This is a genomic window from Mangrovicoccus sp. HB161399, assembly GCF_013184745.1.
Taxonomy (GTDB): domain Bacteria; phylum Pseudomonadota; class Alphaproteobacteria; order Rhodobacterales; family Rhodobacteraceae; genus Mangrovicoccus.
Genome location: NZ_JAATVU010000001.1, coordinates 81,274 through 101,209 on the forward strand (window position 1 = coordinate 81,274; position 19,936 = coordinate 101,209).

General features: G+C 70.2%; 17 protein-coding genes, 1 other RNA gene and 1 pseudogene. 8 read left to right on the forward strand and 11 right to left on the reverse strand.

Going from position 1 to position 19,936, the window contains the following annotated elements; all coding sequences use genetic code 11:
- Positions 1–175: 175 nt before the first annotated feature.
- Entirely contained in the window at positions 176–523 is a 348-nt protein-coding gene (locus HCC78_RS00380; protein ID WP_172326752.1) for a hypothetical protein, read from the forward strand.
- Between the two features lie 54 nt (positions 524–577).
- Here HCC78_RS00380 and HCC78_RS00385 read toward each other — a convergent pair whose 3' ends face one another.
- Both HCC78_RS00385 and rpmG read right to left on the reverse strand, forming a co-directional pair.
- A complete protein-coding gene (locus HCC78_RS00385; RefSeq protein WP_172326753.1) occupies positions 578–1,066 on the reverse strand; it encodes a GNAT family N-acetyltransferase in 489 nt (162 codons plus the stop codon).
- Positions 1,067–1,137: 71 nt separating this feature from the next.
- Complete coding sequence (rpmG, locus tag HCC78_RS00390; RefSeq protein WP_007119221.1) at positions 1,138–1,305, reverse strand: 50S ribosomal protein L33; 168 nt, start codon at positions 1,303–1,305, stop codon at positions 1,138–1,140.
- Between the two features lie 173 nt (positions 1,306–1,478).
- Here rpmG and ggt point away from each other — a divergent pair, with 173 nt between their 5' ends.
- Positions 1,479–3,281 (forward strand): gamma-glutamyltransferase, encoded by a 1,803-nt coding sequence (ggt, locus tag HCC78_RS00395; protein WP_172326754.1) that lies wholly within the window; start codon positions 1,479–1,481, stop codon positions 3,279–3,281.
- 2,585 nt (positions 3,282–5,866) lie between these two features.
- Here the strand turns inward: ggt and rnpB are convergent.
- The 6 genes from rnpB to HCC78_RS00425 form a co-directional block, all read right to left on the reverse strand.
- Positions 5,867–6,230: RNase P RNA component class A (rnpB, locus tag HCC78_RS00400), an RNA gene on the reverse strand.
- Between the two features lie 11 nt (positions 6,231–6,241).
- A complete protein-coding gene (locus HCC78_RS00405) occupies positions 6,242–6,853 on the reverse strand; it encodes an N-acetylmuramoyl-L-alanine amidase (RefSeq protein ID WP_253948984.1) in 612 nt (203 codons plus the stop codon).
- Between the two features lie 76 nt (positions 6,854–6,929).
- A complete protein-coding gene (locus HCC78_RS00410) occupies positions 6,930–7,586 on the reverse strand; it encodes a hypothetical protein (RefSeq protein WP_172326756.1) in 657 nt (218 codons plus the stop codon).
- Position 7,587: 1 nt separating this feature from the next.
- Complete coding sequence (gatA, locus tag HCC78_RS00415; RefSeq protein ID WP_172326757.1) at positions 7,588–9,075, reverse strand: Asp-tRNA(Asn)/Glu-tRNA(Gln) amidotransferase subunit GatA; 1,488 nt, start codon at positions 9,073–9,075, stop codon at positions 7,588–7,590.
- Positions 9,075–9,362 carry an Asp-tRNA(Asn)/Glu-tRNA(Gln) amidotransferase subunit GatC gene (gene gatC / locus HCC78_RS00420; protein WP_172326758.1) on the reverse strand — a complete coding sequence of 96 codons (288 nt, stop codon included), beginning with the start codon at positions 9,360–9,362 and terminating at the stop codon, positions 9,075–9,077. The genes gatA and gatC overlap by 1 nt, the downstream gene beginning before the upstream one ends.
- Positions 9,363–9,768: 406 nt before the next feature.
- Complete coding sequence (locus HCC78_RS00425; RefSeq protein WP_172326759.1) at positions 9,769–10,479, reverse strand: ceramidase domain-containing protein; 711 nt, start codon at positions 10,477–10,479, stop codon at positions 9,769–9,771.
- 52 nt (positions 10,480–10,531) lie between these two features.
- Here HCC78_RS00425 and HCC78_RS00430 point away from each other — a divergent pair, with 52 nt between their 5' ends.
- Positions 10,532–11,224: a metal-dependent hydrolase gene (locus HCC78_RS00430; RefSeq protein ID WP_172326760.1), complete on the forward strand. Its 693-nt coding sequence runs from the start codon at positions 10,532–10,534 to the stop codon at positions 11,222–11,224.
- Positions 11,225–11,260: 36 nt separating this feature from the next.
- Here the strand turns inward: HCC78_RS00430 and HCC78_RS00435 are convergent, their stop codons facing one another.
- Both HCC78_RS00435 and HCC78_RS00440 read right to left on the reverse strand, forming a co-directional pair.
- Complete coding sequence (locus tag HCC78_RS00435) at positions 11,261–12,226, reverse strand: Gfo/Idh/MocA family protein (RefSeq protein WP_172326761.1); 966 nt, start codon at positions 12,224–12,226, stop codon at positions 11,261–11,263.
- 91 nt (positions 12,227–12,317) lie between these two features.
- Entirely contained in the window at positions 12,318–13,703 is a 1,386-nt protein-coding gene (locus HCC78_RS00440) for a papain-like cysteine protease family protein (protein ID WP_172326762.1), read from the reverse strand.
- A gap of 106 nt (positions 13,704–13,809) precedes the next feature.
- Between HCC78_RS00440 and HCC78_RS00445 the strand changes: the two genes are divergently transcribed.
- On the forward strand, positions 13,810–15,000 hold the full coding sequence (locus HCC78_RS00445) for an NAD(P)/FAD-dependent oxidoreductase (RefSeq protein ID WP_172326763.1): 1,191 nt from the start codon (positions 13,810–13,812) through the stop codon (positions 14,998–15,000).
- Here the strand turns inward: HCC78_RS00445 and HCC78_RS00450 are convergent.
- Positions 14,991–15,755, reverse strand: a complete 765-nt coding sequence (locus HCC78_RS00450; protein WP_172326764.1) for an SDR family NAD(P)-dependent oxidoreductase — start codon at positions 15,753–15,755, stop codon at positions 14,991–14,993. The genes HCC78_RS00445 and HCC78_RS00450 overlap by 10 nt on opposite strands.
- A 366-nt stretch (positions 15,756–16,121) precedes the next feature.
- On the opposite strand from HCC78_RS00450, the gene HCC78_RS00455 reads away from it, so the two are divergent.
- From HCC78_RS00455 to HCC78_RS00470, 4 genes and pseudogenes are all read left to right on the forward strand, one after another.
- The gene (locus tag HCC78_RS00455) at positions 16,122–16,478 is read left to right on the forward strand and encodes a hypothetical protein (protein WP_172326765.1); all 357 of its coding nucleotides are present in this window, start codon (positions 16,122–16,124) and stop codon (positions 16,476–16,478) included.
- Positions 16,466–16,741 (forward strand): annotated as a pseudogene (locus HCC78_RS34670) (PQQ-dependent sugar dehydrogenase); the annotation flags it as partial. The gene HCC78_RS00455 and the pseudogene HCC78_RS34670, both read left to right, overlap by 13 nt.
- A 712-nt stretch (positions 16,742–17,453) precedes the next feature.
- On the forward strand, positions 17,454–18,437 hold the full coding sequence (gene cobS / locus HCC78_RS00465; protein WP_172326766.1) for a cobaltochelatase subunit CobS: 984 nt from the start codon (positions 17,454–17,456) through the stop codon (positions 18,435–18,437).
- 90 nt (positions 18,438–18,527) lie between these two features.
- Entirely contained in the window at positions 18,528–19,838 is a 1,311-nt protein-coding gene (locus tag HCC78_RS00470) for a DNA/RNA non-specific endonuclease (RefSeq protein ID WP_216670977.1), read from the forward strand.
- Positions 19,839–19,936: the final 98 nt, after the last annotated feature.

The window sequence follows — 19,936 nt, forward strand, 5'->3', positions numbered from 1 at the left end:
CGCATGCGGATCCGGGCCCGGGGGCCATGACGTTGCGGATGCGGGCCGATCCGGCTGCCAGTGCGGTTGTCCGGCCCCTGCTGGCGCGGCGCACTCCGCCGCGCGCGCAACCTGCCCTGCCCGGCGCCGCCCTGCCGGACGGAAAACTGCATTCCACACCAAGACAGAGCCCAGCATGACCTATCATATCGCGAATCTGATAAACGACTCGAAGAGAAGCATTCTCACCGCAAATCCGGCAGAAAAGAGGGACACCTATTTCATCGGCCCGACCGACAGCCGGAAGCCCGACTACAACATCGAGATCAACACCCTCGACGACTCCAAGAACCTGCCGGTCTTCCTCCAGGCGAACGTGATCTACACGGCGAGGCATACCTACAGCTTCTGGGACAGCGGCCAGAGCCAGATCATGGGCATGATCAAGACGTCGGAAAATCCCGAACTCCTCTACTCCGGCAGCGCGGGAGATCTCATCCTCACGGTGGAGCACGACGGTACGATTTCCTTCGCTCCCGCCTAGGAACGCCCCCGCCCGGCCGGCCGCGGACCACGCGACGCGCGGCCGGACATGCCCTCACAGCATCCGCACCATGCGCACCGCCGGGAACTCGACACCCGGCGCCAGCGGAATCGCGACCTCGCCGAGGTCGCGGAAACCCATCGCGCGGTAGAACGGCACGGCCGTCCGCGTTGCCTCGCAGCGCATTTCGGCGACCCCGGCTGCCCGCGCCTCGGACAGCGCATGGCGCAGGATCGCTCCGGCCACGCCCTGCCGGACGAAGCGCCAGTCGACGGCGACATGGCGGATATCCGCCCGCCCCGGATCGCGCCCGCGCGGCGTCCAGCCGCCCGCGCCGATCAGGCGGCCGCGATGCTCGACGACATGGTAGGTGCCGCAGGCCAGGAGCTTCGGCTGGGCCCGCGCGATCAGCGGCAGCGCCAGCACCATCACCGAGGGCGGATAGTCCGCGCGCAGCAGCCGCGGATAGCTTTCCGCCAGCAGCGCATCCAGCGCCGCGAGGTCATCGGGCCGCGCGGGCCGCAGCACGCCGGTGACTGCCATGTTCCGGTTCCTCCAAACGACAAAAGCCGCACCCGAAGGTACGGCCCTGTCATCCAGCGGGAAAGGCGATCTTACTTGATCTTGCCTTCCTTGTACTCCACGTGCTTGCGCGCGACGGGGTCGTACTTCTTGATGACCATTTTCTCGGTCATGGTACGGGCGTTTTTCTTCGTGACGTAGAAATGCCCGGTCCCCGCGCTGGAGTTCAGGCGGATCTTGATAGTGGTCGGCTTCGCCATGTCATGTCTCCTTCGGGGGTGCGGGCGCAGGGCCTGCACCTTGAAAAGCTGAGGCCCGCAAATGGACTAGGCGCCCGCCGGAGTCAAGCGGGGAATTTTCAAAAACCTGTCTCTTGCGGAGGAGGCCGCAAAATGCTGCCCTCTGTCAACAGGAACAGGGAGATCCGTGACCAATGACGCTCAGGGCTTTCGGCGGCGCCGCCGTGCTCATCCTCGCCGCCTTCGCCGCCTCCGCCCAGCAGGCGGCGGATGCCGTGGCGCCGGAATCCGCGGCCCCGGCCGCCGCCTTTGCCGGGCTGACCGCGGACGGCAAGGCCGCGCTGGCCGCCAAGGACTCCGGCAAGCCGGTCTCGGCCAAGTCCTGGATGATCGCCGCCGCCAACCCGCTGGCCGTGCAGGCCGGGGCGAAGATGCTGGAATCGGGCGGAACGGCCGCGGATGCGATGATCGCAGCCCAGGCGGTGCTGGGGCTCGTCGAGCCGCAGAGCTCGGGGCTGGGCGGCGGCGCCTTCCTGGTCTGGTACGATGCCGCCACCGGCACGGTGACGACGCTGGACGGGCGCGAGACCGCGCCGATGGAGGCCACGCCGCAGCTGTTCCAGGACGAGGCGGGCGAACCGCTGAAATTCTACGATGCCGTGGTCGGCGGCCGGTCGGTCGGCACGCCGGGCACGCCCGCGCTGATGAAGGCCGCCCATGCCCGCTGGGGCAAGAAGGAATGGCCGGGGCTGTTCCTCGAGGCGATCAACCTTGCCGACCAGGGATTCTCGGTCTCGCCGCGCCTCGCCGCGCTGGTGGCGGAGGATGCCGAACGGCTGTCGCGCTTCCCGGCCACCGCCGCCTATTTCCTGCCCGGCGGCAAGCCGCTGCAGGCAGGCGGACGGCTGGCCAACCCGGCCTATGCCCGGACGCTGCGCGCGCTGGCGGCGGGCGGGCCGGACGCCTTCTACAAGGGCCCGGTGGCGCAGGGCATCGTCGACACCGTGCGCGGCGCGGAGGGCAATCCCGGCGTTCTCTCGCTCGACGACCTGGCGGTCTACAAGGTCAAGGAGCGCGCGGCGGTCTGCGTGCCCTACCGCAGCGCAGAGGTCTGCGGCATGGGTCCGCCCAGCTCGGGCGCGCTGACCGTCGGCCAGATCCTCGGCATGCTGGAGAATTTCGACCTCAGGGCGATGGGTCCGGGCAACCCGCGCGCCTGGCGGCTGATCGGCGATGCCTCCCGGCTCGCCTTCGCCGACCGCGGCCGCTACATGGCCGACAGCGATTTCGTGCCGATGCCGACCGCCGGGCTGACCGATCCGGAATACCTGCGCAGCCGCGCCGACCTGCTGGCCGGAACCGAGGCCGCCCTGCCAGAGGTCTCGCCCGGCCGGCCGGTCTTCGACCACGCGATGCTCTGGGGCGACGACGACAGCATCGAGCTGCCCTCGACCTCGCACATCTCCATCGTCGACCAGTACGGCAACGCGCTCAGCATGACGACCACGATCGAGAACGGCTTCGGCTCGCGGCTGATGGCGCCGGGCGGGTTCCTGCTGAACAACGAGCTGACGGATTTCTCCTTCCGCACCCATGACGACGGCCTGCCGATCGCCAACCGGGTGGAGCCGGGCAAGCGGCCGCGCAGCTCGATGGCGCCGACCATCGTGATGAAGGACGGCAAGCCGCTCTACGTCACCGGCTCGCCGGGCGGCAGCCGGATCATCGGCTATGTCGCGCAGAACGTGATCGACGTGATCGACTGGGGGATGGACCCGCAGCAGGCCGCCGCCGCGCCGCATCTGGTCAACCGATTCGGCAAGTACGACATCGAGGCGGGCACCCCGGCCGAGCAGCTGGCCGGTCCGCTGGGGGACCTCGGATTCGAGACCGGCCTGGCCGAGCTGAATTCCGGCATCCACGCCATCGGGATCACCCCCGACGGGCTGCTCGGCGGCGCCGATCCCCGCCGCGAGGGCATCGCCATCGGCAAGTGAGCAAGCCGCGTCTCCCGGTGACAGCGGGTCTTGCAGTGGCTTTCAGTCCGGATGCATGCGGGACCGAACGGGCCTTGTTGCGGAGTTCGCAAGGGGGCGGGATGCGCGTTTCGCGCCCTGCGGGTCGAGACCCTGCCATGACGAAGCCCGAGCCTGCCGCCACCGCACTGCCAGCTGGTCATCATGTTATGACGCCCTGATGGGGCGCGGGAAGCTGGTGCTCTGGCTCCGCCGGGAAAGGCGGCAGGCCGGGGTGCCCGCCTGCCTTCTCCGGCGCTGCCATCCAGTTCTGCCCGATGATGGACGACCTCGGCCACCTGCCGCTGCGCCAGATCGAGCCATGGGAACGCCGCAGGTCCGAACGAATTGCCCGTCGGCGCCTCATCGGTTCGAGTCCGATGGGCGACGGCGGCGCGGCAAGGTCTCCCGCATCCACGAAAAGGCCGGGCCCGACCGGCCGGCGCGGCTACTCCGTGCCCTGCCGCCGCCGGAGCGCAACCGGACCGTGCCCCCGGCGGGGCCGCGGAAGTCCGCCGGACGATCGCCGCGAAGCGCCCGTCCCGTCGGGCTCAAGGCCCCGCGCGGCCTTTCGGCCTCCTCTCGGACATTGCGGCGCAATGCCCAGCCGGGCAGCGGACAGCACCGGCATCGTGGTCCCCGGACAATGCGGAGGGACCGCGGTCCCAGCGGCGCCGCCAGTCCCGCAAGATCCAAATGGCGATGAACACGGTTAGGGGGACATCCGGGCGGCGGCATTTGCCTCCGGCCGCGGGAGCGGCAGCCTGGTTCTGCCCGAGCCTCTCGACCAGAACCCGGGTGACAAGGAAGTCGGCGCCCTTGCCGGCGAGTTGCCAGCGGACGCACCAGCCGCCGGAGCAGCGCCGGCAGTGCCATGCAGCGATCCTGGCGGGCGGAGACAAAGGCGCTCGGCCTTTCCCCGTCCTGCCGCAATCATGCCGCCGCTCCCAAACGGCAGGAACCGCCGCCTCCGCCAGGACGACTGTCCTGCGGCGCCGGAGCGCAGCGCGCTCCCGCAAGCACCCCGGCCGCGTTCACCGGACTTCCACCGCGCACTGGCGCCGAAGATCCGGCTCCCTCCGAAAAGAGAGTTGGGCTGGCGGCAAAGCCGGCAGCCGGTTCCAGGCCGGGACGCGGTGCCTCGAGCCCTTTGGCGAGTGCATCGCCTCAAGGGGCCCGGACCGTCAAACTGCGGAAATCAGGACCCGCATCGTTCGCGGCCTTGCTCGGACCGATGGCACTTGCCGCTCGTTCATGAACCGCGTCAACGCCTTCGGCACCGCCCGGACCGAACGCGTGGCCCGACCTCAGTCGGGCAAAGGGCTATCACGTCCTGACGCCGGCTTCCGCAGCGGCTCCCATCGGATCCGGCGGTCTTCCAGGCTCCGCGTGCGGTCCAGCCACGAGCCGCCGGCCCGCATGGCCCGGAGTTGCAGCGCCATTTTGCTGACCGGTGCGCTTCCGGCCGGGCGCATCGGCTTGCGCGCCGACATGCGGCCCGTCCGGCTCCCGGCACGATCTTCGGGCCGCCCTTGCCGACGGGTCCCGCCGTCGCACGGATGATCAGGCGCCGCCCGCTGTCCGGCCGTCGGCATCCTTTCCGGGGCGCCCCTTCCCGTCGGAGCCATGCAGCCTGACGCCAGCCCGAGCCAGATTGCGACGGCCCGCCCGCGCGGGAATGCCTCCCGGCCCGGAGTGACGGCCCCGATGGCAGGCGCCGCCAGCGGCCCGGCGCCGGACATGGCCTGCAGCCACGGTGTTCGGCGGCGAAGCGCTCCGGCCCCGCCATCTGCGCACCTATGCGCTCCGCGGCCGGCAATCTGCGCGCCAAGATTCCGGCATTCCCCGATGGCGGACTCCGGCAGGTGTCAGGCCGGCGCCCCGATCAGGTCCGCGATCCGCTGCAGTTGGGCAACGTCGGCCAGACGCACATCGCCGCTCCCGCCAGGAGCAGCCATATGCGTTGCAGCTCGGTTCGTTCCCGCCCCCGGACCAGCACCGCACGGCCCTCCGGTCTCCGGCGGCAAGAACCACATCTCCGGGTGCTGCGCCACGTTCCGTTCCGTCATCGGTAGCCCCCGTCTTCCGGCGCATCGCGATCGGCCGGACATGCCGGGCACGATCAGCCTGACCTCATGGCCAAGCGCTTCCTTTTCGCGCGATCCAAAGCCCGCCCGAACACCAGGCTTCGGCCAACCACTCCCGCCACGGACCCGCCACGGACATCCGGACCCGGTCCCGCAGACTGTCGCCTCGCCGGACATGGAGGCTCCAGGCGGCCGGACTGCACGCCCGGCTCGGACCACGCCGGTCCTCGCATCCGTCATCCCGCAGTGCTTTCGCTCGATGGCCCCGGCACATTGCGGCGTCTCGGGGGCAGGCGCGCCCCGCACCCATCCCCCCGGCAGCGGCGCCCGCCGCGCGCGCGTCGCCGCCCTATTCGACCCGGCTGCGCCACCGGCGGCGACCCGCAGAGGGCGGAGCCCGGCGCGGGGACAAGGGGAACGACGCCCCGCAAGGGGCGTCTCCGCTGGATCGCGGCCGCTCTGCGATTGTCGCGACGGAAGTTGCGCGGATGGCCTGTAAGCCGGATTCTGTCCGGGGGTTGCCCCCCTGGATGACCATTCCTCTAGGCCCGCCGTTGCCGACGCGCTCAAGCTGCCAACCCGGGATCTCGGGGCCGAAGCAGCCCATGCGGATCCCCTATTAGGCATTGCTCCCGGTGGGGCTTGCCGTGCCGGTCCTGTTGCCAGTCCCGCGGTGGGCTCTTGCCCCACCGTTTCACCCTTGCCGCGGCGGACCGCGGCGGTCTGTTCTCTGTGGCGCTGTCCCTGGGGTTGCCCCCGCCGGGCGTTACCCGGCACCGTTGCTTCGTGGAGTCCGGACTTTCCTCGCGCCCCTTGCGGAGCCCGCGGTCATCCAGCCATCCGCGCGCGCCCCCGCTAGCCCCTCCCGGTGCCGCCGTCAACGGGGAAGCGCGCCGCAAGCTCCGCCATCACGCGGCGGTCCTCCTCGCAGAGCCGCCCGGCCGCCATCGGCCGGAACCGCGCGCGGAACGCCGCCAGCAGCAAGCCGGGATCGCTGTCGGGATAGCCGAAGGCGCGGGCGCAATCGAGGAACCGCCCCTTGGCCGCCCGGCCCTCGGGCCAGACCGCAAGGCCCTTCCGCGCCAGCCGCGGCCAGGGGAAATGCCGACCCGGATCCTGCTTGCGTTCGGGGGCCATGTCCTGATGGCCGATCACCCGCTCGGGCGGGATGTTCCAGCGCGCGAGAATCCCCGCGAGCAGCCGCTCCAGCGCCTCCATCTGCGCCACCGCGAAGCTGCCCCTGCCGCGGTTGTCGAGCTCGATGCCGATGGAACGGGAATTGACGTCGCGCACCCGCCCCCAGGCGCCCTGCCCGGCATGCCAGGCCCGGTCGGCCTCGCGCACCAGCTGCCACACGGTGCCGCCGGCGCCGATCAGGTAATGGGCGGACACCTCGTGCTCGGGCGAACAGAGCCGCTCCAGCGCCTCTTCCGCGCTCTGCATGGCGGTGTAGTGCAGAACGACCATGTCGGGCAGCGCGCCTTCGCGGCGCGGCCCGAAATTCGGCGAGGGGTGCCAGAGCGCGCCCTCCGCCTCGGGGAGATCACCCTCTTGCGGCACGCCGGTAGGGCTCCGGATCGAAGCTGCAGGCATAGCCGTCGCCGTCGGGATCGAGGCCGAGCCCGTCGGATTGCGGCCCGCCCGCCTTCAGGAAGGCCTGCTGCGCCGACACGCCGGAGCCGTAGCCGCCGCAGGCTGCGGCCGGCGCGGCGCCGCGGCGCGGATAGACCTTCTGGCCGACCGGATGCGAGGTGGCGAGCGCGAAGCCCACAGGGTTCGACGCATCGCTCGCCGCCGCGGGCCGGGACGAGGCGCCGCGCGCCGGCGCCACCGGGCGCGGTTCCGCCAGGCCGCCGGCCGCCACTGGAACCAGCGCCACCGAGCCTGCCGCCGCCACCGGCGCGACATTGCTCTGGCCGTTGGGGACGGAAGGCTGCAGTGCAGCTTCGGCAACTGCGGACGGAACCACGGGGAAGCTGCCGCCGCTGACCCGGGCGACCGGTGCCGTGCCTGCCGCCCCCCAAGCGCCGGTACTTCCCTCGGGCGGCGCGGCGGCCACCGCGGCAGTGCCGGACGGCACCGAAGGTTCGAGCTGCAGCGAAGCGACCGCGATCGGCGCCACCGCCGTGCTGCCGCCCTGCCAGGCCGAACAGCCGGCGAGGCCCAGCCCCGCGTAGAGAAGAGCCAGGCCCGCTTTCATGTCACCACCACTTTTCCGGCTTGGCCGCGAAGCCCGCGGCGGTCTCGAGGACCTGCGCCTGGTTCAGCAGCGCGCCTTCCTCCCAGGGCTTGCCGATCAGCTGCAGACCCATCGGCAGCCCGTCGGCATTGGTGCCGGTCGGCACCGCGATGCCCGGCAGCCCGGCGAGGTTCACCGTGACCGTGAAGACGTCGTTGAGATACATCTCCACCGGATCGGCCTCGGCCATCTCGCCCAGGCCGAAGGCCGCGGTCGGCGTCGCCGGAGTCAGGATCGCGTCGATTCCAGAGGCAAAGGCCTGCTCGAAGTCGCGCTTGATCAGGGTCCGGACCTTGCGCGCCTTGTTGTAGTAGGCGTCGTAGAAGCCCGCGGACAGCACGTAGGTGCCGACCATGATCCGGCGCTGCACCTCGGGGCCGAAGCCTTCGGCGCGGGTTTTCTCGTACATCTCGGTGATGCCGTCGCCCTGCGCCAGCCTGGCGCGGTGGCCGTAGCGCACCCCGTCATAGCGCGCGAGGTTCGAGGACGCCTCGGCCGGTGCGATGACGTAATAGGTCGGCAGCGCGTATTTGGTGTGCGGCAGCGAGATGTCGACGATCTCGGCGCCCGCGTCCTTCAGCATCGCCGCGCCCTCGTCCCAGAGCTTGGCCACCTCGTCGCGCATGCCGTCGACGCGGTATTCCTTCGGAATGCCGATCTTCTGGCCGCGGATGTCGCCGGTGATCATCGCCTCGAAATCCGGCACCGCCAGATCGGCCGAGGTCGAATCCTTCGGATCGTGGCCCGCCATGGCGCCCAGCATGATCGCCGCGTCGCGCACGGTCTTGGTCATCGGACCCGCCTGGTCGAGCGACGAGGCGAAGGCGACGATGCCCCAGCGAGAGCAGCGCCCGTAGGTCGGCTTCAGGCCGGTGGTGCCGGTGAAGGCCGCCGGCTGCCGGATCGAGCCGCCGGTATCCGTGCCGGTCGCGGCAAGGCAGAGATCGGCCGCGACGGCCGAGGCCGAGCCGCCCGAGGACCCGCCGGGGGTCAGCGATTTGCCGTCGCCTGCGATCTTCCACGGGTTCACGGCATTGCCGTAGACCGAGGTCTCGTTGGACGAGCCCATGGCGAATTCGTCCATGTTCAGCTTGCCCAGCATGACCGAGCCCGCATCGAAGAGCTTCGAGGTCACGGTGGATTCGTATTCCGGGGTGAATCCCTCGAGGATCCGCGAGGCGGCCTGCGATGGCACTCCCTTGGTGCAGAACAGGTCCTTGATGCCCAGCGGAATGCCGCACATGGCAGGCGCGCCGCCGGCCTTGATGCGGGCATCGGCGGCAGCGGCCTGCGCACGGGCGATCTCGGGCGTGTGGTGCACGAAGGCGTTGAGCGCGCCCGCGCCCTCGATGGCCGACAGGCAGGCCTCGGTCAGCTCGGCCGAAGTCGTCTCGCCCTTGCGCAGCGCGTCGCGGGCGCCGGCAATCGTCAGTTTCGTCAGTTCGCCCATCACTCGACCACCTTCGGCACTGCAAAGAACCCTTCGCGCGCATCCGGCGCGTTCGACAGGATCTTGTCCTGCATGTTGCCGTCCGTCACCCCGTCCTGGCGGCGCTTCAGCCGCATCGGCGTCACCGAGACCATCGGCTCGACGCCCTCGACATCGACCTCGCCGAGCTGCTCGATGAAGCCCAGGATATTGTTGAACTCCGCCGCAAGATGCGGGAGCTCTTCGGGCTCCACCTTGATGCGGGCGAGCTTGGCCACCTTGGCCGCGGTGCCTTCGTCGATCGACATGCATACTCCATCTGGCTGGTCGGGGAAGGCTTTAGCCTCCCGCCCCCGCCGCTGCAAGGCCGGGAGGGCGCTGCGGCGGGCATGACCGGGGCCGGAAACCGGCCGCCGCCGCACATCATGGTGCCTTTCCCGCGTTTCCAGCGCCCGCCTTGCCGTGCCGCTCCCCTTCCCGGCGGTGCCGTTCCATGGCCTGTTCCGCGCCTCTCGGCGCCGCGGCGGTCTTTCCGCCGACCGGCACAGGTCCGTCCCCGGCATGCTGGGCAGCCGGATGGCCGCATGCAAGAGCGCAGCCGCCGTCTCGCCGATCTGCTGCGGATATGCCTTGGGCATCGCCGCGAAATGGGTCACATGGCAGGCAACCGGCCCGTGTCCGCAGCCGATCCCGCCCCCACGGCCCGGCGCGGCTCTAGCCGCGATTCGACGGCCTGCCCGCCCGGGAGGGCCGCGCCAGCACGCCGCGCCGCGCCATCGGCTTTCCGGCGGAATGTCGGCGGTAGACCTCGATCATCCAGCCCAGCAGCACCGCGTTCAGCAGGTGCCACAGGAAATGCGTGCCCAGCGGCCATGACGGGCAAAGCGCCCCGTCGAGGCTGCGGAAGGCAAGCGAGATGACCAGCAGTCCGGCACCGATCGCGAGCCCCCGCGCCGTTTCGGGCGCGCGGGTCCGCAGGGCGACGGCGTAGGCGGCGATCAGCACCGGCACCGGCCAGTAGGCGGCCGAGATGCGGAAGAAAGGCAGCGCCTGGAAGACCGGCGCGACCAGGAAGGCATAGGGGATGAACAGCATCGTGCCGAGCTTGGCCGCGCGCACCGGCAGCCGCCAGAAATTGCGGTTGGCGGTGTAGATGTAGGCCAGGATGAAGCAGCCGATCGGGATCACGTCGGCCAGCATCGCCCATTGCGCCGCGAAGGTGTGGAACAGCCCGGAACCGACCCCGATCGCCGCCAGCAGCCCGATCAGGAGCGGCGCCTGTGCCAGCCCGTGCCCGCGGCAGCGCCGCCACATGATCCAGGCGGCGGCAAGGAAGGCGAGGTTGGTCGCCGCGTTGACCGGCTCGGACCACAGCGATGCGTCAATGCGCTCGCAATAGCCGTCGAGCTGTCTTGTCCATTCCATTTCCCGCGCTCCGCACTAGGGTCTGCCCCGTGAGTAACTAAGGGAGACTCCCATGAAATTCACCTGGCTGGGACATAGCGGCTTCCGGATCGAGATCGGCGACCAGGTCCTGCTGCTCGATCCCTGGATCACCGGCAACCCGATGTTCCCCGAGGGCGCGCGCGCCGAGGCCATCGCCGGCGCCACGCATATCCTGCTGACCCACGGCCATTTCGACCATGCGAACGATGTCGCGGCGATCGCGAAGGAGCTGGACATCCCGGCCGTCGGCATCTTCGACCTCGTGGGCTATCTCGAGGGCAAGGACGGCATAAAGGCGGTGGGCTTCAACAAGGGCGGCACGGTGGCGCTCGGCTCGGTCAAGGTGACCATGGTCAATGCCGTGCATTCCTCCACCATGCCCTCCGATGGCGGTCCGGTCTCGGTCGGCAGCGAGGCGGGCTTCGTGCTCGATGACGGCAGCCGCCGGGTCTATGTCTCCGGCGATACGGACGTGACCATGGACATGGAACTGGTCGAGGCGCTGCACCATCCCGAGATCGGCGTGCTCTGCGCTGGCGGCCATTTCACCATGGACATGAAGCGCGCTGCCTACGCGGCCAAGCGGTTCTTCAACTTCAAGACCGTGATCCCCTGCCACTACAAGACCTTCCCGCTTCTGGCGCAGTCCGCCGAGGAGCTGAGGGTCGGGCTGCCGGGCGTCGAGGTGATCGAGCCCGCGGTGATGTCGGCCATCGAGCTCTGACGCCGGGCCGGGCATGGCCCGGCCCTCCCCGTCCGCTCAGAGCGGCCGGTCGGCGGCGAAAGCGGCGTCCATCGCCACCTGCGTGCCCTTCGAGAATTCCAGCGGGCAGGCATAGGGCGTGCCCTCGCGCGCGGCGAGGTTGAATGCCTCGACCTGCAGCTCGTACTGCATAGCCGCCGGAAAGCGCTCCACCACCGTTTCCATGCCGCGCGACAGCTGCAGCTGCGGCTCGCCGAAGACGCGGGCGTTGAACGGCACGGTCAGGCGCAGCACGCCCTCCGTGCCGTGGAAGGTCATCTCCTGGCGCGGCGACAGCCGGATCGAGGTGAAGCAGCTGTAATCCGCCCCGCCGAAGCGTGCGTTGACCCGGGCATAAGTGTCGACGCCGTTCTCCCAGCGGATGCGCGACTCGATCTCGGCAGGCTCCTCGCCGGTGGCGAAGCGCGCGCAGCCCAGCGTGTAGACGCCGATGTCCCGCATGCCGCCGCCGCCCGTCGCCGCCTGGTTGCGGATGTTGGCCATGTCGGGATTGTTGAAGCTGAACGCCCCGTCGATCCGCCACAGATCCCCCAGCGCGCCTTCGGCGATCAGCGCCTTCGCGCGCTGCCATTGCGGGTGGTGCACGATCATGTAGCCCTCGGCCGCCAGCACGCCCGCCTTGTCGCGCGCCGCGATCAGCCGGTCGAACTCACCGGCCTGCATGGCCATCGGCTTCTCGCACAGCACGTGCTTGCCCGCCTCCATCGCCTTCAGCGACCACTCGACATGCAGGCTGTTGGGCAGCGGGATATAGACCGCGTCGATCGCGGGATCGGCCAGCAGCGCGTCGTAGCTGCCATGCACCTGCAGCCCCGGCGCGAAGACCTGGAACGGTGCGGCCTTGGCCGGATCGGAGGTCGCCAGCGCGCAGAGCTGTCCCCCCGGCGCCATGGCGATGGCGGGCCCCATGTGCTCGCGCGCAAATTTCGCCGCCCCGAGGATGCCCCAGCGAAGATCGGTCATGTTATCGCTCCCATATATGCTGGCGCCACCTTCTGACGATCCCGCGCCGCATGGCAACCCCGCGGCCCGCCTGCCGCCGCAGCGGCGCGATTCAGCCGGGCCAGTGCAGGATCTGCCAGCGCAGGCCGGTCTCCGGATCGCGTTCGGCGACATAGGCCGCCTCGCGTTCGAACCGCGCCATGAAGTCCAGCGCCGGTTCATGGACGAAGCTGCCGCTGGCCGGGTCTATGAACTCGAAGACCGTGATTCCACAGGCCTCGGCGGTCTCGCGTTCGTCGGTGCCGTAGAGCCCGACCAGCAGCCGCGCATGCGAGCTGATCCCGTCACCGGTGATCACCCAGAGCGGGCCGTAGCGGCGCAGGTCGTCACGGAAGGCCAGGAGCATGTAATTCGCGGGCGGCTTCGCGGCCATTCCCGCCGCAGCGACGAATTCCAGTTCCCGCCCGCCCGGCAGGCCGCTGTCCTCTATGTAGTAGTCCGTCCACGGCTGGCCGAGCGCGGCCACGCTGCGGGTGACCGGCAGATCGGTGCCGTCGCGCCAGTTCCGCATCATCGCATGCACCGTCGCCCAGCAGCCGTTGGGCGAACTCTGCCGCAGCGGCGCCACCTCCAGCCGGACTTGCGTCTCCTCCGGGGCGAAGCCCTTCCGCTCCGGCGCCGGATCGGCCTCCAGCGCGCTGACGGGCCCCAGATCCGCCAGAACGCCGCTGCCGCCCCCGCCGCCGTCCCCGGCCGAGCCGGTATCCGGCAGCTCCAGGCCCAGCCCGGCCAGATAGGCATCCTCGCGGATGCCCCAGACCAGTCCTTGCCCGGTCAGCCTGCGCTCCGCGCTGTCGCCCAGCTTGCTGCGCAGGTCGAATTTCAGCGCTAGCTCGCGCATCGCCGCCAGCCGCACGCTTTCCCCGGCGCCGCGCTCGAACCCGACCTCGTAGACCGCGGCGGCCACCAGCGTGGAACTGACCATGGCAACCGGGAAGCCGCCGCGGGTCCGGCCGAGGATCGCCGCATGGCAGGCCGACGTCCGGTTGAGCACTGCTGCGCGCACCTGATCGTCGGCCACTTCTTCCAGCCGCACGTTCTCCAGCCGGAGCACCAGGCTCTCCACCGAGGACAGCTTCGGATCCGCCTTGAGCGAGGCCAGCAGCTCCGCCGAGACGTCGAGTAACCCTTCAAGGCGGCGGCGGAGCTCCGCATCCATGGTGCCGGATGCCCGCGGCGCGAAATCCTCGGGAAATCCCAGCGCCGGACGGCTGCCGCAGATCAGCGACAGCTGCAGCGGAGCCTTGCCGCGCACCCAGACCCAGTCACCCGGCTCCACCAGGTTGGAGGGCGGCCAGAATTCCACGTAGCCGTATTCCTTCATCAGGCTGCCGACCGTCACGCTGCGGTCGCGCAGCAGCGGCAGCGCCAGATAGGCGGCCAGCGGCAGCAGGATCGCGGCTGCGGCAGCAGCGGCTAGGCTTGCCTTGCGCGACATGTAAATCTTCCCCTCAAATGGCTCGAACTATCGTCTCCGGCTGGGTATGTCCTGCCCGGCCGCGCAATTCCGCGCCGGGCGGCAGCGCAGCAACGGAACACCGCACATGACGCAGCATCTTCCCACCGTGATCCTCGGCGCCGGCGCCGCCGGGATGATGTGCGCCGCACATGCCGGGCCGGGCAGCGTCGTGATCGAACACCGCGCGTCCCCCGGCGAGAAGATCCGCATCTCGGGCGGCGGGCGGTGCAACTTCACCAACATGCATGCCGCGGCGGAGAACTACATCTCCGGCAATCCGCATTTCGCCAAGTCGGCGCTGAAGCGCTACACCCAGTGGGATTTCCTCGACCTGGTGCAGCGCCACGGCATCGCCTGGCACGAGAAGACGCTGGGCCAGCTGTTCTGCGACGACAGCGCCGTGCAGATCATCGACCTGCTGACGGCCGAGATGGCCGCCGCCGGGGCGGAGCTGTGGCTGTCGACCTCGGTGGAGGAGGTCGCCCATGACGGCACCCGGTTCCGGCTGCGGCTGTCCCGCGAGGGGCGCGGGCGGACCGTGACCTGCGATGCGCTGGTGCTGGCCACTGGCGGCAAGTCGATCCCGAAGATCGGCGCGACCGGGCTGGCCTACCGGATCGCCGAGCAGTTCGGACTGGCCGTGACGGAAACACGCCCGGGGCTGGTGCCGCTGACTTTCGGCGACCGCTTCGCCGCCCTCTCGGGCGTGGCGTGCCCGGCGCGGCTGTCCTGCGGCGGCGCGGGCTTCGAGGAGGCGCTGCTCTTCACACATCGCGGGCTCTCGGGGCCCGCCGTTCTGCAGGTGTCGAGCTATTGGCGCGAGGGGGAGGACATCTCCGTCCATCTCCTGCCTGGCACGGATCTCTTCGCCTTCCTGAAGGCGGAGCGGCAGAAGGCCGGACGGCGCGACATCGCCACGGTTCTGGCCGAGGCGCTGCCGAAGCGGCTGGCCCAGCATGTCGCCGCGGAGGCCGGGCTGAAGGGCAATCTCGCGGACTGCTCCGACAAGCTGCTGCATTCCTTCGCCGCAGGGCTGGCCGACTGGCGGCTGAAGCCGACCGGCTCGGAAGGCTACCGCAAGGCCGAGGTGACGCTGGGCGGCATCGATACCGGCGGGCTGGACGCGAAGACGATGGAAAGCCGCCGGACCCCCGGTCTGCATGTCATCGGCGAGGCGATGGACGTGACCGGCTGGCTCGGCGGCTACAACTTCCAGTGGGCCTGGTCCTCCGGCTGGGCTGCGGGCCAGGCGATCCGGGCGCGGCGTCAGGCCTGAGGCGGCTGGCCGTTCGAGGCCGATAGCCCGCCGTCGACGGGCAGGTTCACGCCGTTGACGAAGCGCGCCTCGTCGGAGGCAAGGAAGGCGATCACGTCGGCGACCTCCTCGGGCTCGGCCCCGCGGCCCATCGGGATCCGCTCGGCGAACTTGGCCTTCAGCCCGGCATTCCCCTCGATGCCTTCTGCCATGCGGGTGCGGGTGTAGCTGGGGTTCACCGCATTCACGCGGATGCCCGAGGTCGCGTAGTCCAGCGCCAGGGACCGGGTCATGTTGGTCACGCCGCCCTTCGCCGCGTCATAGGCGAACATGCCCCAGTCGCCCCCCGTCCCGGAGACCGAAGAGGTGTTGACCACGTTGCCCCTTGCCGCCTTGAGCGCGCGCCAGGCCGCGCGGGTCATGTGGTAGACGCCGGTCAGGTCGGTATCTATGACGGCGTGCCAGTCCGCCTCGGGGAAGTCCTCGATCCGGCCGGTCCTGGCCACGCCCGCATTGTTGACCAGAACGTCCACCCTGCCGAACCGGGCGGTGACTTCCTCGACCGCGCGGCGGGTGTCCTCGGGGCGGGTGACATCGGCGACGACCGTCATGGCGCGCCCCCCGGGCAGCTCCGCCGCCACGGCCGCGAGCCCCTCGGCATGGCGGCCGACCAGCGCCACCTTCGCCCCCTCGGCGGCGAACTTGCGCGCGGCGGCCGCGCCCATGCCGGAGCCTGCGCCAGTGACGATCACGGTCTTTCCCTCGAAGCGGGCCATATCGGTCTCCTTTCCATCCATCTGCGGGGCCGCGGCCCCAGCTGCGGGAAAAACACCGGGCGCCGGCGGCATGTTCCGCCCTGCCCGGCCCGCCGCCGATCACCGTCGCGTGGGGTTGCTGCAAGGCAGAGATTGCGCGGCCCGCCGCCCCGAGCTTTCCTCGGGGCCAGGCATTTCGGCCGGACACGCCCCGGAGAAAGGGCATTTCGTGACGGCAAGGGCAGGACTTGCGCACTTCTTTGCTGCGCGTGTCTCCAGGCGGCGGAGGCGGCGACGCAGGGCTTCTCCTCGCGCGCCAAGGGAGAGACGCGGGGCCTGGCCACGGCAGTTCTCGGCGATCCAGACCCGGCGCGCGGCCGTGCCAACGTGCCGAGGCTGAACGGCCGGATCGGCACCTGGGACACTTCGGGCGGCAGGCCGGTGCGGGCAGCCGGGAGCCAGCTGCTGAACGCGCGCAACGCGCCGCCGGGGCTGCGCCGGGCCTATGACCTGGCCTTCGCGCCGGATTTCGCCGCGACCGGCCATGTCTGCCTGAGCTATTCCGACGCGGCCGCGCGCAACCGCGTGGTCCGCTACACCGCCACCTTGACGGCGAAGGGCGAGCTGCATCTCGCGGCGGCCACCCGGCAGAACGTGATCGCAATAGACAGCGCCACCGGGCGGATGACAGGATCGCATTTCGGCGGCGCGGTCGGCTTCGGCCGGACGGGATGCTCTACCTGACCACCGGCGACAGCCATTCGGAGCAGGCGGGGCTGTCGGTCGCGCAGGATGCCGGCTCGCTGCTCGGCAAGATGCTGCGGCTCGACGTCTCGGGCGACGATTTCCCCGCCAATCCGATGCGCAGCTACCGCATCCCGCAGGACAACCCGGATTTCGGCCCCGGCGCCCGGCCAGTTCTCTGGGCAACCGGGCTGCGCGACCCCTACCGCGCGCGCTTCGACCCGGCGACCGGGCGCCGCTTCCTTCCCGATGCCGGCAAAGTCACGGCGGAGGAGCCGAACATCGGCGCGGCCGGGGCGAATTGCGGCTGGCCGGCGCAGGAGGGCAGACGCGGCCATGTCGGCACGCTGGCCGAGTCCGGCACGCTGGCCGGGCCGCTCTGGGAATGCCTGCACGGGCCGGGCGATTTCGAGGGCCATTCGATCATCGGCGGCGAGGTCTGCCGCGGTCCGCTTGCCGCGCTGCAGGGCCAGCATGCCTTCGCCGATTTCCAGCCCGGCGCGGACAGCCCGCGGATCTGGTCCTTCGATGCCGCGCTGGAGACCGCCACCGCCGCCGACCTGACGCCGTGGGACGTGGCCTCGCCCGAGCGGATGCCCGGCCAGATCATCGGCTTCGGCACCGACGGGCGCGGGCGGCTCCGGATGTCGGACTTCTCCGGCGGGCTCTGCCTGATGGAAGGCGCCCGGGCGGACGGTCCGGCGCAGGGGCCGCCGCCGATGTTGATGATCCTCGCCGCCCCGCGGGAGGCGGGCGCCGTGACGGCGGCGGTGCCGCTGCCGGCCGGAGGCGGTCCTGCTGGTCGCGGGGCTGGCGGCGCTGGCCGTTTCCCGGCCACGCCCGGCGGCGGCGCGAGCGCAAAGGAAGCAGGCAGGAGGCGGCCCCGCCCGGCCCCGGGACGCGGATTTGTCGCGGCTCCCCTTGCACGCCACCGCCTTATGTTGCATCCCGAAGACGAAAGACCGAAGGACGGACATGGCGGACGGAACGATGGATATGAGTGCAAGGCCGACCGAGGAAATCTCGGTCCGCGAGGTTTTTGGCATCGACACCGATATGAAGGTGAAGGGCTTCGCCGAAGGATCCGACCGCGTTCCGGAGATGGACCCGACCTACAAGTTCGATCCCGACACCACGCTGGCGATTCTCGCAGGCTTCTCCCACAACCGCCGCGTCATGATCCAGGGCTATCACGGCACCGGCAAATCCTCGCATATCGAGCAGGTCGCCTCGCGGCTGAACTGGCCGGCCGTCCGGGTGAACCTCGACAGCCACATCAGCCGGATCGACCTGATCGGCAAGGACGCGATCAAGCTCAAGGACGGCATGCAGGTCACCGAGTTCCAGGAAGGCATCCTGCCCTGGGCGCTGTCGAACCCCTGCGCGATCGTCTTCGACGAATACGATGCCGGCCGCGCGGACGTGATGTTCGTGATCCAGCGCGTGCTGGAGACAGACGGCAAGCTGACGCTGCTCGACCAGAACCGCGTCCTGACCCCGCACCCGGCCTTCCGCATCTTCGCCACGGCGAACACCGTAGGCCTCGGCGACACGACCGGCCTCTATCACGGCACCCAGCAGATCAACCAGGGCCAGATGGACCGCTGGTCGCTGGTCGCCACGCTGAACTACCTGTCGCATGACGCGGAGACCGCGATCGTGCTGGCCAAGAACCCGCATTACAACACCGCGGCGGGACGCAAGCAGATCAGCCAGATGGTGACGGTCGCCGACCTGACCCGGACCGCCTTCATGAACGGCGACCTCTCGACCGTCATGAGCCCGCGGACCGTGATCGCCTGGGCGCAGAACGCGGAAATCTTCCGCAACATCGGCTATGCCTTCCGCCTGAGCTTCCTCAACAAGTGCGACGAGCTGGAACGCCAGACCGTCGCCGAGTTCTACCAGCGCTGCTTCGACGAGGAGCTGCCCGAGAGCGCCGCGTCGCTCTCCGTCTGATCCGCGGATCCGTCCGCGGCGGCCCCGGGCGCCTGCCGCCTTCCGGCCGTCCTCTCCGCTGCAGCAAGTTGCGCAAGGAGGAGGACGGCCGTGACCGGCACACCCACACTGACATCAACCAAGACGGGCTACCGGCCCGATTTCCTCGGCGACGGCTTCCGCCTGGAGCTGCCCGGCTTCGGCCCGGAGCTGGTGGAGAAGGTGCTGCAGGGCCAGCCGCTGCTGCGCGACGGGCATCTGGCGGACTACGCCAACTACACCGTCGCCATGCACCGCGAGCTGCGCACGCCGCTCTATGCCGCGCTCAACATCGACCAGGCGTCGCTGAAGACGGTGGAGCGCAGCAATGACTGGCGCACCGACACGCGGATCGGCGACGCGTTCCAGCTGAACAACGACTACTACTTCGACAATCCCTGGGACCGGGGGCATCTGGCGCGCCGCGCCGCGGCCGCCTGGGGCGCGTCGGGCCGCGAAGCCAAGCATGCCTCGGACGACACGTTCTTCTTCTCGAACTCCACGCTGCAGCACCGGAACTTCAACCAGGACGAATGGCTGGAGCTGGAGAACTGGGTGAAGGACTTCACCGGCACCGACAACCAGAAGATCACCTCGATCTCCGGCCCGGTCTTCGGCGGCAATCCCCGCTCGGTCACCCCGCCGGGACGGCCGACCGCGCTGGTGCCCTCGGCCTTCTTCAAGGTGATCGCCTATGTCCAGGCCGGGGTGCCGCAGGTGCGCGCCTTCCTGATGCCGCAGGACGCGGCGGCGCTGCGCGACAAGTCGGGCCGCAAGATGCAGGACAACCAGCGCTACCAGGTGTCGGTCACCGAGATCGAGGAGCGCACCGGGCTGCTGTTCGATCCGCAGCTGCCGGACACCAACCCGATCTTCTTCAACCCCTCGCCCGCCGCCGCCGCGCTGAACGTCACCCGCCTGCCCGAGCGGCGCGAGGTCGACATGCCCGAAGAAGTGATCCGCGAGGGCGAGACCCGCGAGGTGGTCCGCGACGACGAGGTCGCGGTCTACATCGCCGCGGCGATGGTCAATGCCGCCGGCGACGAGCATCTGGGCGAATGGATCACCATCCTGAACCTGACCGGCGGCACGGTCGACCTGTCGGGCTGGACGGTCAGCGACGAGAAGCGCAAGCGCCGGGAGCTGTCGGGAAGCCTGCTGCCCGGCGAGGCGCTGCGCCTGTCGCCGGTGGCGCCGCTGCGGCTGTCGAACCAGGGCGGGGTGATCTACCTCTACGACGCCGAGGGCGCCCGCATCGACCGGGTGAAATACACTGCCGCGCAGGGCAGCGCCGAGAACCGCCCCGTGATCTTCAACGACCGCTCTCTGGCGCTCTTCGATGACGGGGACGTGTCGGCCGACCGCGATCCCGGCATGGGCTGACCCGGCGCGGGCGCGGTGCCGGAACGGCGAGGCCCGCCCCGGGGAGGGGGCGGGCCTTCGCATGTCCGGGACGCGGCCGGGGCCGCTCCGGGCAGGGT

Excerpts from the sequence above, each read along its gene's own strand:
- HCC78_RS00405 (WP_253948984.1), bottom strand. The coding sequence starts at position 6,853 with ATGGTCGTTCTGCACTACACCGCCATGCAGAGCGCGGAAGAGGCGCTG.
- gatA (WP_172326757.1), bottom strand. The coding sequence starts at position 9,075 with ATGGGCGAACTGACGAAACTGACGATTGCCGGCGCCCGCGACGCGCTG.
- HCC78_RS00445 (WP_172326763.1), top strand. The coding sequence starts at position 13,810 with ATGACGCAGCATCTTCCCACCGTGATCCTCGGCGCCGGCGCCGCCGGG.
- cobS (WP_172326766.1), top strand. The coding sequence starts at position 17,454 with ATGGCGGACGGAACGATGGATATGAGTGCAAGGCCGACCGAGGAAATC.
- gatC (WP_172326758.1), bottom strand. The coding sequence starts at position 9,362 with ATGTCGATCGACGAAGGCACCGCGGCCAAGGTGGCCAAGCTCGCCCGC.
- HCC78_RS00440 (WP_172326762.1), bottom strand. The coding sequence starts at position 13,703 with ATGTCGCGCAAGGCAAGCCTAGCCGCTGCTGCCGCAGCCGCGATCCTG.
- HCC78_RS00435 (WP_172326761.1), bottom strand. The coding sequence starts at position 12,226 with ATGACCGATCTTCGCTGGGGCATCCTCGGGGCGGCGAAATTTGCGCGC.
- HCC78_RS00380 (WP_172326752.1), top strand. The coding sequence starts at position 176 with ATGACCTATCATATCGCGAATCTGATAAACGACTCGAAGAGAAGCATT.
- HCC78_RS00425 (WP_172326759.1), bottom strand. The coding sequence starts at position 10,479 with ATGGAATGGACAAGACAGCTCGACGGCTATTGCGAGCGCATTGACGCA.
- ggt (WP_172326754.1), top strand. The coding sequence starts at position 1,479 with ATGACGCTCAGGGCTTTCGGCGGCGCCGCCGTGCTCATCCTCGCCGCC.
- HCC78_RS00410 (WP_172326756.1), bottom strand. The coding sequence starts at position 7,586 with ATGAAAGCGGGCCTGGCTCTTCTCTACGCGGGGCTGGGCCTCGCCGGC.
- HCC78_RS00385 (WP_172326753.1), bottom strand. The coding sequence starts at position 1,066 with ATGGCAGTCACCGGCGTGCTGCGGCCCGCGCGGCCCGATGACCTCGCG.
- HCC78_RS00450 (WP_172326764.1), bottom strand. The coding sequence starts at position 15,755 with ATGGCCCGCTTCGAGGGAAAGACCGTGATCGTCACTGGCGCAGGCTCC.
- HCC78_RS00430 (WP_172326760.1), top strand. The coding sequence starts at position 10,532 with ATGAAATTCACCTGGCTGGGACATAGCGGCTTCCGGATCGAGATCGGC.
- rpmG (WP_007119221.1), bottom strand. The coding sequence starts at position 1,305 with ATGGCGAAGCCGACCACTATCAAGATCCGCCTGAACTCCAGCGCGGGG.